General features: G+C 58.0%; 13 protein-coding genes. 10 read left to right on the top strand and 3 right to left on the bottom strand.

Annotated features, from left to right (window positions below; genetic code table 11):
- Positions 1-7 precede the first annotated feature (7 nt).
- The 4 genes from mtxX to GXX95_09945 all read left to right on the top strand — a co-directional run bounded on the left by mtxX (position 8) and on the right by GXX95_09945 (position 2,750).
- Entirely contained in the window at positions 8-769 is a 762-nt protein-coding gene (gene mtxX / locus GXX95_09960) for a methanogenesis marker protein Mmp4/MtxX (protein ID NLT38465.1), read from the top strand.
- A gap of 192 nt (positions 770-961) precedes the next feature.
- The gene (locus tag GXX95_09955; GenBank protein NLT38464.1) at positions 962-1,441 is read left to right on the top strand and encodes a 6-carboxytetrahydropterin synthase; all 480 of its coding nucleotides are present in this window, start codon (positions 962-964) and stop codon (positions 1,439-1,441) included.
- Positions 1,414-2,124: a 7-cyano-7-deazaguanine synthase QueC gene (gene queC / locus GXX95_09950; GenBank protein ID NLT38463.1), complete on the top strand. Its 711-nt coding sequence runs from the start codon at positions 1,414-1,416 to the stop codon at positions 2,122-2,124. Before GXX95_09955 ends, queC begins: the two co-directional genes overlap by 28 nt.
- Complete coding sequence (locus GXX95_09945) at positions 2,121-2,750, top strand: radical SAM protein (GenBank protein NLT38462.1); 630 nt, start codon at positions 2,121-2,123, stop codon at positions 2,748-2,750. Before queC ends, GXX95_09945 begins: the two co-directional genes overlap by 4 nt.
- A gap of 124 nt (positions 2,751-2,874) precedes the next feature.
- Here GXX95_09945 and GXX95_09940 read toward each other — a convergent pair whose 3' ends face one another.
- Entirely contained in the window at positions 2,875-3,819 is a 945-nt protein-coding gene (locus GXX95_09940; protein NLT38461.1) for a radical SAM protein, read from the bottom strand.
- A gap of 329 nt (positions 3,820-4,148) precedes the next feature.
- Here GXX95_09940 and GXX95_09935 point away from each other — a divergent pair, with 329 nt between their 5' ends.
- From GXX95_09935 to GXX95_09910, 6 genes are all read left to right on the top strand, one after another.
- Entirely contained in the window at positions 4,149-5,735 is a 1,587-nt protein-coding gene (locus GXX95_09935) for a 2-isopropylmalate synthase (protein NLT38460.1), read from the top strand.
- Between the two features lie 13 nt (positions 5,736-5,748).
- Positions 5,749-7,005 (top strand): 3-isopropylmalate dehydratase large subunit, encoded by a 1,257-nt coding sequence (locus GXX95_09930; GenBank protein NLT38459.1) that lies wholly within the window; start codon positions 5,749-5,751, stop codon positions 7,003-7,005.
- Positions 7,002-7,496, top strand: a complete 495-nt coding sequence (locus GXX95_09925; protein NLT38458.1) for a 3-isopropylmalate dehydratase — start codon at positions 7,002-7,004, stop codon at positions 7,494-7,496. Before GXX95_09930 ends, GXX95_09925 begins: the two co-directional genes overlap by 4 nt.
- A complete protein-coding gene (locus tag GXX95_09920; protein ID NLT38457.1) occupies positions 7,484-8,596 on the top strand; it encodes an isocitrate/isopropylmalate dehydrogenase family protein in 1,113 nt (370 codons plus the stop codon). The genes GXX95_09925 and GXX95_09920 overlap by 13 nt, the downstream gene beginning before the upstream one ends.
- Before the next feature lie 318 nt (positions 8,597-8,914).
- The gene (locus GXX95_09915; protein NLT38456.1) at positions 8,915-10,030 is read left to right on the top strand and encodes an isocitrate/isopropylmalate dehydrogenase family protein; all 1,116 of its coding nucleotides are present in this window, start codon (positions 8,915-8,917) and stop codon (positions 10,028-10,030) included.
- Positions 10,031-10,144: 114 nt separating this feature from the next.
- A complete protein-coding gene (locus GXX95_09910) occupies positions 10,145-10,993 on the top strand; it encodes a GNAT family N-acetyltransferase (protein ID NLT38455.1) in 849 nt (282 codons plus the stop codon).
- A 290-nt stretch (positions 10,994-11,283) separates the two neighbouring features.
- On the opposite strand, the gene GXX95_09905 is transcribed toward GXX95_09910, so the two are convergent.
- Positions 11,284-11,649, bottom strand: a complete 366-nt coding sequence (locus GXX95_09905) for a 4Fe-4S binding protein (protein NLT38454.1) — start codon at positions 11,647-11,649, stop codon at positions 11,284-11,286.
- 4 nt (positions 11,650-11,653) lie between these two features.
- Positions 11,654-12,721 (bottom strand): NADH-quinone oxidoreductase subunit D, encoded by a 1,068-nt coding sequence (locus GXX95_09900; GenBank protein ID NLT38453.1) that lies wholly within the window; start codon positions 12,719-12,721, stop codon positions 11,654-11,656.
- Position 12,722: the final 1 nt, after the last annotated feature.

Raw genomic sequence — 12,722 nt, 5'->3', positions numbered from 1 at the left:
CCTGATGATGACCTCAGACCTCCTTCTGTCCCAGATCCGGGGTGGGAGGCTGCGCATAGGCATCGGCACCGCCGAGGACGATCGCAAGGTCAGGCTCAGCTGCGATCAGGCTGAGCCTCTAGGCCTGGGTGAGGTGGTGATATATCATGACGCGCAGCAGCTGGCGGAGGACCTTCGGGATGGTAAATTGGACGCGGCCGTCAGGGGGGACATGGACTCTAACGAGGCCATGGCTGCATTGAGGCAGGTGTTCGGGGTCAAGAGAGTACTGCGCGCAGCCTTTTTGGAACCGCCTCAGGGGACGATGTTCCTGCTGGCGCCCGTGGGGATCGACGAGGGCTGGACGGCCGAGGAGAAGTTCGAGATGGCTTGGAGGGGGGCGGAGATCCTCCGCCGCCTCGGCGTAACCCCCGTGGTCGGCATAATGTCCGGGGGCCGCTCCTCGGACATGGGACGAATGGCCGCCGTGGACCGCACCCTGGAAGATGCCGCTGTCGTCGTGAAGCGTCTGCGTGAGGTGGGCATCGACGCCCGGGACGTGCAGATACTCATCGAAAGTGCGGTCCGAGAATGCGATGTCATCATAGCTCCCGACGGTATTTCCGGAAACCTCATCTTCAGGACGCTGCACTTCCTGGGCGGGGGGAAGGCCTTGGGGGCCCCGGTGCTCAACATTCCGAGGACGTACATCGACACATCGAGGGCCAAGGAGAGCTATGTTGACTCCATCGTTCTCGCTGCCGCCCTGTCAAAGGATGGCATGCGATGAAACCGGGCATACCATTAATAACCTCGAGCTTTTAATTACAATGGGGGCGGGGGGCTTCTCCAACTTCCCCAAGTATTGGTTTTACTCCCCCGTCCTCACTAAGTTTTCTGATGATGTCGAATGTCCGTTCAGGCATATAATAAGGGACCAGCGTCAAATGTAAATCCTTAAGGACCTGATACATGTCCGATAATCATGAGGATCGAGATAGATGGCGAGTACTCGGGTATAAAGTTCTCTGCTTCTCATTTCATACCTGGTCATGCCAAGTGCGGTAGGCTTCACGGCCACAGCTACACGCTGCGCTTGGTGCTGTATGGTGATAAGGCTGAGGACGGCATGGTGATGGACTTTGTCGATCTCAAGCGCTCCCTTAAGAGCATCGTGGAGGAACTGGACCACCGTATCCTGCTCCCCGGCCGCTCACGGGGGATGACTATCAAGAAGGGCCGAGAGGTGGAGGTCCTTGTCGGCGGAAAGAGGTATGTGCTCCCTCAGGAGGACGTTATAATTCTTGATATATCCCAGACCAGTGCCGAGGAGCTGGCCGAGCTGATTCTGGGCCGCCTTATCCGAGAACTAGACCCACCGGCCAACGTGAAGATAATCGAGGTCGGCTTGGACGAGGAGAGGGGTCAGACGGCATGGGTGAAGCGCGAGGTGAACGATTGAACAAGGCGGTCGTCCTGCTGTCTGGAGGATTGGATTCCACCACGGTCCTGGCCTACGCGCTGTCCCAAGGATATGATGCCATACCCCTGACCGTGGGCTATGGACAGCGGCACTCCCGTGAACTGGATTCAGCGAGATCGGTGGTCAGACATTATGGATTGAGGCAGCACATCGTGATGGACCTCGATCTCAGCTTCCTGAGGAAGAGCGCGCTCACCTCCAGAGGAGTGGAGGTGCCGCTCCATGACGCTCCTGAGGGTATCGGCGAGGAGATACCCGTTACCTACGTCCCGGCCAGGAACATAATACTCCTAAGCCTGGCCGCAGGTCTTTGCGAGACCGAGGGTGGCGAGGCCATATTCATCGGTGCCAATGCCATCGACTACTCCGGCTATCCCGACTGTCGCCCGGAGTTCTTCGAGGCCTATCAGGAGGTGCTCAGGGTGGGAACCAAGACCGGCGTCGAGGGACGACCCATTCGCGTGGAGGCCCCCATACTGAGGATGAGCAAGGCCGAGATCGTCAGATTAGGCACCGAGCTGAAGGCTCCGCTGCACCTGACCTGGTCCTGCTACAGCGGTGGAGAGAAGGCCTGCGGGCATTGCGACTCCTGCCTCCTGCGGCTGAAGGGCTTCCGGGACAACTCCCTCCGGGACCCCATCACTTATGAGGACCTAACATGAGGATATCGGAGATCTTTTTCTCCTTGCAGGGAGAGGGTGTTCTGATAGGGATGCCAACGACATTCGTGAGGACCGTGGGTTGCAACCTGGACTGCTCCTGGTGCGATACCCGCTACGCTCGCGAGGGCGGAAAGGACATGGCGGCGGAGGAGATCAGCGCCGCCGTGGACGGCTATGGTGCCCCCTTTGTGAGCCTGACGGGAGGGGAGCCTCTCATCCAGAAGGACATCTATCAGCTGATCGATATGCTGCTGGACGATGGATACCACATCACCATCGAGACCAACGGCTCTCTTCCATTGGACCGGCTTCCCAGCTCCGAGGAGATAATGATATCCATGGACCTCAAGTGCCCCAGCTCGGGCATGAGCACTCATAACCTTTACGATAACCTCGGTTTCCTCTCGCTCCGGGACCAGCTCAAGTTCGTCATCGCTGACCGCATCGATTATCTGTTCGCCAAGAAGGTCCTGAGCGAGCAAGATATCAATGCCCCGGTCATCATGACCCCCGCCGGAGGGACCGACCTTCTTCCTCTAGCAGGGTGGGTCCTCGAGGACAAACTGTGGGTGCGCGTTCTACCACAGCTCCACAAGATAATCTGGGGCGAAAGACGCGGGGTGTGATAAGAGCCGTACCAGTGTACCACCGTTCTGGAAGAGCACAACCCCATCTGGAGAAATTTCAACGTTCTAAGCGATCAGGACGTATGGTGACCTCCATTAGAACCCTGACCCTCCTACGCACGTATCAGCAGCCTACCGCTGGTGGTGAGATGTAAAAGAAGGTCCTTCCATACTGCTTTCTCTCCAGCTTCTTCTCATCGACCAACATCTTCACGACATCGGCCACATCCCGCTCGGAATACCGGCTCGATAGGATGCCCACAACCTGATCTTCACGCAAGGGATGGTTCGCAACAATGGCCAGTAAATGGTCGATCGGATCTCCGGAGCGGGCTTCGAAGGTGCCGGCCTCCGGGCCGGTCATGTCCACGGCACCAGGTAATGAATCAAGCGCCCGTCTTAAGACCTCTGGCTCCGGAGCAGAGATACGGCCATCTGCCGGAGGGCGTGTGGGGACGGTGATATATGTTCGGTCCGCACCGATTAAACGTATGGCGTCTCTGATATTGTCAAGGGACTGTTGAGAATCGTTGATACCGCGCACGAGCATGACCTCCGCCCAGATCTCTCCCTGAAATGTCCTTCTGAGATCGACAAGGCCTTCCAGCGTCCTGCTGAAAGTGAACTTACGATGGGGGCGGTGCAATCTCCTGAAGGTGACCTCATCCCCCGCTGAGACCGTGGGTGAGATGACATCGAACGCCATGGCATCCACCCTGACCTCCGGTCGGGAGAACAGGGAGCCGTTTGTGATTAGGGAGATACCCCCTTCCCAGAACTCACTGACCCCCCTCATCATATCGCCCAGGTTGGAGGCCAGGGTCGGCTCTCCCTCACCCATGAACGTCACGAAGTCAACCTGACCATTGATGGCCTCAAGGGCAGCGCGTATCTCTTCGACCACCTGTGATGTAGGATAATACTCTCGCCTTTCCGTCCTCAAGGACGTTGAACTTCCCAACTGGCAGTAGACACATGAGTAGTTGCATGTCTTGAAGGGGACAGGATTCACTCCCAGGGAACTCCCGAACCTGCGGGAGGGAACAGGACCGAAGACCAGTGCATCCATTCAATAGTTTTAGGCATCTCTCTGTTATTAATTATTCAGGTCATCCATCCGGACATTGGCCTAATATTGAAGAGAGCTGTGAACTTGTACGCTCACATGAAAAAATATCAAGTTAACGTTTGCCGGACCGCTCTCACCTATCATTAGGGCGAGATAGGTTCCCTTGTCTCCTTCCGCTCTTGAAACTAAAGATTATATACCGATATAGGATTCCGATAATCGCCGATAACGAGGCCCGAAGCAATGTGCATCATCGCCACCAAACTGGCATTGATTTTGCGTGAGTATTAGACACATTGCTGAATCCTGGGCAACCTGAGGCGATTACTATGGTCGACCAAAGTGCTACAGTCCAAACTAGAGCCCTCCGTCCCCCGCTGGACCGAAAGAGAGTGTACACCAGCCAGTTCAACAATGTGGTCAAGGCCGATACCCTGCCGTCGAGGGTAATGGTGTTCGATACCACCCTCCGCGATGGTGAACAGACCCCAGGCATAGCGCTCTCAGCGGAAGACAAGATCATCATAGCGCAGGCCCTGGACGAGCTGGGAGTGGACGTGATCGAGGCGGGCTTCCCTGCAGCCTCTGTAGGTGAGCAGGAGGCTGTAGGGAAGATAGCCAAGCTCGGCCTGAGATCGCGGATATGCGGCCTGGCGAGGTGCGTGAAGCGGGATATTGATGTGGCCGCGGACTGTGGTCTCGATTACGTGCACACGTTCATCGCTACATCGGACATTCACCTCAAGCACAAGCTGAAGATGACCCGTCCCGAGGTGATGGCCAAGGCGGTGGAGTCGATCGAGTACGCCAAATCGCGAGGCCTTACCGTGGAGTTCTCCTGCGAGGACGCTACCCGGACCGACCTGGACTTCCTCAAGGACATGCACATCGCTGTTCAGAATGCAGGAGTGGACAAGATCAACGTGCCGGACACCGTAGGGACGATCTCGCCCTCGGCCATGGAGTACCTGATAAAGGAACTCATGACCGTGACCAAGGTACCTATCTCGGTGCACTGCCACGACGATTTCGGTCTGGCCGTCGCCAACTCCATCTCTGCCGTCCGTCAGGGAGCGCAGCAGATGCACGTCACGGTCAACGGCCTGGGGGAAAGGGCAGGGAACGCAGCGCTGGAGGAAGCGGTCCTATCGCTCATGGCGTTCTACGGCACGGAGATGTCCATTGATACCCGCAAGATCGGTCCCACCTCCAAACTGGTCAGCCGACTGACCGGTTATGCTATTCCGGGCAACAAGGCCATCATAGGCAACAACGCCTTCGCCCATGAGTCAGGGATACATGTCCACGGGGTGCTGGGCGATCCCTCCACCTACGAGGCCTTCGGGCCAGAGATGGTGGGGGTGCAGAGGAGCATCGTCATCGGGAAGCACACGGGCGCCCACTCCGTGAAGGAGAAGCTCAGGGAGTATGGCATGGAGATCACTGATGAGCAGATCGCCCAGATAGTGGACAAGGTGAAGAAGCTCGCCGATGGCGGAAAAGATGTCGACGACGCCGAGCTTGTGGCGCTGGCATCCCACATCGTGGGAAAGAGAGAGGTCAACCAGGTGAAGCTCAAGGAGTTCGCGGTGTTCACCGGCATGAACACCACGCCCACTGCGGTGGTGTCCATAGATGTCCATGGGGAGAAGAAGACCGGCACCGCCATCGGCATCGGGCCGGTGGACGCGGCCATAAACGCCATCAAGGCGGTCATGGGTAATGACATATCCCTTGAGGAATATCGCCTCAGCGCCATCACTGGGGGGAGCGATTCCCTCTGCGAGGTGACCGTCAGGGTATCAAGGAACGGCGGTAAGAAGACCATGTCCATAGGCAAGGCCGTGGGTACGGACATCGTTCAGACCAGCGTGGACTCTACCATGGAAGCTCTGGACCGCCTGTTCAGCCGTTGAAGGGAGATTTCAGATGTCAGGATCAAAGACCATATCCGAAAAGATCATGTCCGCCCATTCCGGGGTGGAGGCCCACGCCGGCCAGATCGTGGAGGCGGAGATAGACTACGTAATGGCGAATGATGTGACGGCCCCTCTGGCGTTCCAGGAGTTCGAGTCACTGGAATGCGAGCCTAAGAAGGACAAGATCGTGCTCATCCCCGATCATTTCGTCCCCAACAAGGACGTCGCCTCCGCCGAGCAGGCCGCGGAGATGAGACGCTTCGTCCAGAAGTATTCCCTTCCCCACTACTTCGAGGTAGGCAGGGGGGGTGTTTGCCATCAGGTGATGGTGGACGAGGGATTCGCCGCACCCGGGCGCCTCATAGTGGGGGCCGACTCCCACACCTGCACCTATGGAGGGATAAACGCCTTTTCCACGGGCATCGGCAGCACCGAGGCGGCCGCTTGCTTTGCTGAGGGACGCCTGTGGTTCAAGGTGCCCGAGGCCATCGATGTCCGCCTCAGCGGTAGGTTCCGCGGGCTGGTATCCGGCAAGGACCTGATAATCAGGATAATCACCGACATCGGCGTCGATGGAGCGAATTACAAGGCCTTCGAGTTCTCCGGCGTCGGGGTGGCCAGCGTCCCGGTCTCCGACCGTCTCACGGTCAGCAACATGGCCATCGAGGCCGGGGGAAAGGCGGGGATATTCCCATGCGATGAGCGAACCGTTTCATACCTTCAAGGAAAGGTCAGAGGTAGCTACACGCCGGTGGCGCCCGATCCCGGGGCGGTGTACGGACGTACGCTGGAGTACGACCTCGGCGCTCTCGACTATATGGTCGCCCTTCCCCATCTTCCCAGCAACGGTAAGCCTGCGGCAGAGGTGGACGTGGCCATCGACCAGGCGTTCCTGGGCTCGTGCACCAACGGACGGATCGAGGACCTACGCATCGCTGCCCAGGTCATGAAGGGCAAGAAGGTGCATCGGGACGTGCGAATGGTGGTGGTACCTGCTTCTACGCAGGTGTACCAGCAAGCTATTGAGGAGGGGCTGCTGGCCGAGTTCGTACGGTCGGGGGCCTTCGTCTCCGGACCGACTTGCGCGGCCTGCCTGGGGGGACACATGGGCGTTCTAGCCAAAGGGGAGAAGTGCGTGTCATCCACCAACCGCAACTTCATCGGCCGTATGGGGCACAAGGATTCGGAGGTGTACCTCGCCGGGCCAGCAGTGGTGGCGGCGAGCGCTGTGGCCGGAAGGATCGTGGCACCGGAGGCGATACAGTGAACGAACTAAGGGGGAGAGCATGGCGCTTCGATGACCATGTGGACACCGATCAGATCATACCCGCGGAAAGGCTCATCAGCCAGAACAACAACTGCCTGGGCGATTTCCTCTTCGAGAGGGTCCGTCCGGAGATGGCCAAGAGCGTGAACAAGGGCGACATCATCGTGGCCGGGAAGAACTTCGGCTGCGGGTCCTCGAGGGAGCATGCGCCCCGTGCCATCAAGCAGGCGGGGATCACCTGCGTGATCGCAGAGTCCTATGCTCGAATATTCTATCGCAACTCCATCAACGTCGGCATGCTGCCCATCGAGTGCAAGATAGATGCTGATGAGGGTAACGTCCTTACTATCGATGTTCAGAACGGTAAGATCGTGAACGAGACCAAAGGGATGGAATGGCGCTTCGCCCCGTTCCCTCCGTTCATCAAGGACCTGATGGACAGAGGGGGGCTGATGGCCAAGATCAGGGAGGAAAAAAAATGCATCAAGTAGCTGTGATACCGGGCGACGGCATCGGACCCGAGGTGATCGATGAGGGATTGAAGGTCTTGAACGCACTGGCCGAGAACCACTCCATCCAGTTCGACTTTCAAGAGTTCCAGATAGATGCGGAACGTTATCTGAGCACGGGCAAGCTCCTCACCTCAGAGGACGTGGAGGAACTGAGGAGGTTCGAGTCCATTTATCTGGGCGCGACCGGGGATGATAGGGTCAGACCAGGAATTCTGGAGAAAGGCATCCTCCTGGCTCTGCGCTTCTCTTTTGACCAGTACATAAACCACCGTCCGGCGCCCATGTGGAAGCCGTTCGGGAGACTGAAGAGGGATGTGGACTTTAACATCGATGTGTTCCGGGAGAACACTGAAGATTTCTATGTGGGAATTGGTGGAAGGTTCATGGACCAGGTGGACTCGAGGACGCTCGATATCGATAGGCACCTCTACCATATGAGCATCGACGTCAAGGCCTCATCCACTGTAGTGGACGAGTACGCGTACCAGGTGGGCCTGCTCTCCCGGAAGAACACCGAACGCTTCGCAGATTTCGTGATCGACTATACGAAGATGGTCGGTGAGAACTACATAACCATCATCGACAAGGCCAATGTCTGCAGTGACATCTATGGGATGTGGCGGGACGTGTGGTCGGAGAAGTGCCGGCAGGCCGGCATGGATTTCGGCTTCATGTTCGTTGACGCCATGTCCATGGCCCTGGTCAAGAACCCGGACAAGTTCCGGATCGTGGCCACCCCCAACATGTTCGGGGACATTCTTACGGACCTTCTAGCGGAGGTAACCGGGGGTCTGGGTCTGGCACCCGGCGGCAACATCAACCCTCAAGGGATCTCGATGTTCGAGCCGGTCCATGGCAGCGCCCCGAAATACAAGGGATTGGACCAGATCAATCCGCTCGCCACCATCCTGGCGGGGAAGATGATGCTGGACAACCTTGGCCGCAGGGACCTGGGGAACCTGGTCACGAAGGCTGTGAGAGCCACCCTTGACAGGGGCATATATACCCGTGACCTTGGAGGAAGCGCCAAGACCCATGAGGTCGGTGACGCGGTGGCCGCGGAGATCCGTAGGCTCTGAGGTCCAAGCCCATTTAGGGCGGGAAGGCTAAGAGTGGGGGCGACCCTGAGCAGACGGCTATGAATAGCGGTCGCCACATCCCTTGGTTCATCGCCCCTGGCAGTAGCCGCAGCATGATGATGCAGTCCACCTGCGATCCCCGCACGGGGACCCCGACTCAGGATCAGCACCTGCCGCTATAGGCGGAGGGGTCGCCAGCACATGCGTAGACCGTGTGTTGGTGTGCTAAGCTGGTGAGATCATGATCACACATCGTACTCCGTCCACTATCAAATTATAGGAGCTGGACATTGAGGGTCACATTTCAGAGGAATTTGCATGTACAAGATCGCGGTGGTACCTGGAGATGGCATCGGGCCAGAGGTGATTGCTGAAGGGGTCAAGGTCCTGAATGCAGCAGCAGAGGTCGAATCGCTCTCCATTGAGTGGGAGTGGTTCCCCATCGGTTCGGAGAGGTACCTTCGGACCGGGGACCTGCTCACCGAAGAGGACATCGATCGCCTGGGAAAGAAAGATGCCATCTATTTCGGGGCCATAGGTGACCCCCGGGTCGCTCCGGGCATCCTCGAAAAGGGGATCCTCATCACCATGCGAACACGTTTCGATCAGTATGTGAACATGCGTCCGTCAAGGTCATGGCACCCATATACTCCATTTAAGAGGGAGCGGGATTTTGACATCACCTTTTTGAGGGAGAACACCGAGGACTTCTACATGGGCGCGGGCGGCTCCTTCCAAAAGAAGGAACCGACCTCCACGATCACGATAAGGCGGCACCTTTATGATCTGGACCTCAAGGTCGAGGCCACATCCTCCTCCGACTATGAGTTCGCCTATGAGGTAGGGATAATGTCCAGCAAGGGCATCGAGCGCTTCGCCGATTACGCGTTCGAGATGGCCAGGAACCGGGGGGTGGAGAAGATCACCGCCGCGGACAAGGCCAACATATGCACCCACCTGTACCATTTATGGAGGAGGATCTTCAAGCAGAAGTCGGAGGAGTATGGCATCCCCGTGGAGTTCATGTACGTTGATGCCATGGCCATGGCCCTGGTGAGGTCTCCGGAGCGCTTTGGTATCGTGGCCTGCCCCAACATGTTCGGCGATATACTCACCGACCTGGGGGCGGAGATCATGGGGGGACTGGGAGTGGCCGCATCGGGCAACATCAATCCCCATGGGGTCTCCATGTTCGAGCCCGTTCACGGTTCCGCACCTGATATCGCGGGACAGGGAAAAGCCAACCCTATCGCCGCCATCCTCGCGGCCAAGATGATGATTGATCAGCTGGGCCGTCCGGACCTCGGTAAGCTCATCGAATGGGCGGTGAAGAGGGCCATGGACCAAAGGTTGGTCACTGCGGATATGGGAGGCAAGCTCAATACAAGGCAGGCTGGGGACGCCATCGTGGAGATGATCCGTGCTTCTGGCTGATCTGACAAACCCTTTCAGCTCTACTTCCTTTTCCTAACCCCCCGGTCGTTATCATCGCTGGGTTTTATAGAAGAAAATTAATATTCATATCAGGACGGTGATCATCGATAAAAAATGTACCGCCCGACCGGACCGCTGACGATCAGGAACATGACCAGGGACGAGGTCGGCACGGCCGTTGAATGGGCTGACAAGGAGGGATGGAACCCCGGTCTCCACGATGCCGAGGCGTTCTATGATGCTGCGCCCACCGCCTTTTACGCCGGTGAGATCGCCGGCGAGATGATATCCTCTGTATCGCTGATCGATTATCCCGGTGACCTTAGCTTCTTTGGATTCAACATAGTCCGCAAGGACATGCGTGGCCTGGGGATCGGCAGAAGGATGGTGGAGCACGTTCTGGATAAGGGAAAGGGACGCAACATCGGGGCTGACGGCGTTCCCCACCTGCTCCCCCACTATCAAAGGATGGGTTTTCGACCAGTCTATTGGAATCATCGGTTCCGGGGATGGGGGGGCGGGGACCATGATCCTGACCTCGTGCTCGGGACCGAGATCCCCTGGGACGAGCTCTCCGCATATGATGCCCGGATCTTTTCCGCCCCCCGAAAGGACTTTCTCAAATCCTTTCTCTCCCAGGAAGGGACCACGGTGCTGGTGTCGCTCCAGGAGGAGACAATAGCTGGCTACGGGGCCATCAGGCCATGCAGGACTGGCCATAAGATAGGTCCGCTCTTCGCCGACAACCGACGCACAGCGGAGAAGGTGCTGCGCGGCCTCATCTCCACGATTCCAGGCGAGAAATACCTCCTTGATGTCACCGATTTCAACCATGAGGGCATGACCCTCGCGAACATCCTCCACTTGGCCGAGGTCTTCAGGACCGTGCGCATATATACCAAGGACCCTCCCGCCGTTCAGCTGGACCATGTCTTCGGGGTTAGCAGCTTCGAGATGGGATAGGATATGTAGCTTCTCGATATGAGGAGCAATGTTCACAGGGAACGCCCTAGGTGTGAGGGGGGACGTTCGCGAGCTCTGAACTGTGACGATCGACCTTCATCAATGGTCCGACTCCCGGCTTCCTGTGACAATGGGACCCAGGCTCTTTAAGGAGGGTGATTCTCCCTACTTCATGGACGGGTCGAATGGCCCAGGTCCGACCGGGTATCAGAAATATTTTGGGGAGCGCAGGGAAAGGATTCCACGTCGCTTAACGGTGAACAGCGCTCCCATCTACAATGTATCACGCCCTAGGGCTGCGGGCGGTCTTCGGCCCGCTCTTCCGTCACCTCCTTTATGTATGTCCGAACTTCCTTGATGTATCCCGGTCGCGAGGTCCCTATGACCATAGATATGGAATCCTGAGGGCAGACATCGACACACACCCCGCAGGCGATGCAGCGGAACACCTCCATGGTGGTGGTCCCTGCCCTCCTGTCGACCTTGACGGCTAGGGTTGGGCAGCGTTTCTGGCAGAGCCCGCAGAGGGTACAAGCTTCCATGTTCCAATCGACCCTGCCTCTGTTGCCTTCGGGTATGTCCGCAGGCCCTTCAGGATATCTTGTCGTTACCGGTCCAGTGATCAGGTTCCTCAGCACTATGGACAGCATGGCCATATGCTCACCTCTCCGTGCAGCATATGCAGGGGTCCACAGAAACGGTGATCACAGGTATGTCCGCCATCTCGCAGCCGGGGACCATGGCCGACAGTGCGGCCACGTTCACGAACGCCGGGGTCTTGATCTTGATGCGCTCCAGGTCCGCCGTTCCTTTGGCCTTGACATAGTAGAGCAGCTCCCCGCGAGGCGCCTCCAGCCGAGTGAAGGCCTCGCCCTTGGGATTACCCTTTACCGGGGCTTGCAGAGGTCCGCCCGGTAGCTCCGACACCGTCTGACGTATCAGGTCTATCGATCGGAGGACCTCCTCCACCCTGACCATGCTGCGGGCATAGGCATCCCCTTCCTCTCTCACCACCAGATGGAAGTTCAGACCCTGGCTATATGTATCCCTGAGGTCCTGGGCGAGACCGCTGGCCCGGGCCACAGGACCAACTACGCCGTAGTTGCGCGCCATCTCCTCGGTGAGCACACCCTTGCCAACCGTGCGTGCCCTTATGGTGGGGTCCTTCTCAAAGATCTCGGCAAGCTCCTGGAAACGAACTTCCAGACCATCCAGTTTGGTGATCACGTCCGCCTGCTGCTCCGCGGAGATGTCCCTCCTGACCCCTCCGATGGTGTTCATGCTGTAATGCACCCGGTTCCCGGATATGTCATTGACCATGCGCATGATGGACTCCCTCTCCCGGAAGAGCTGCATGAACAGGCTCTCGTAACCGATGGCCTCGGCGGTGTGGCCCAGGGCCAGGAGGTGCGACGTCAGTCGCTGGCTTTCCATCATGATCGTGCGGATGTACCGTGCCCTCTCCGGCACCTCGGCCTGGAACAGGGACTCCAGGGACTGGCAGTAGGCGGTGGAGTGGAAGAAGGAGCATATGCCACACACCCTCTCGCACATGTAGATGCTCCTGCGGAAGTCGCTGGTCAGCGCCTTCTCTAGGCCACGGTGGTTGTATCCATAGTTGATCTCCACCCCTATGACGGTCTCCTCGCTCAGCTTCAGGCTGAGGTTCAGCGGCTCCAGGAACGCAGGGTGCTGCGGCCCGAAAGGTATCAGTGTCGTCCTGCTCATA

The sequence above is a fragment of the Methanomassiliicoccus sp. genome, from assembly GCA_012719175.1.
Lineage (GTDB): Archaea > Thermoplasmatota > Thermoplasmata > Methanomassiliicoccales > Methanomassiliicoccaceae > UBA6.
Note: the sequence above shows the minus strand (reverse complement) of the source record. Positions and strands in the feature narration are given on the sequence as shown.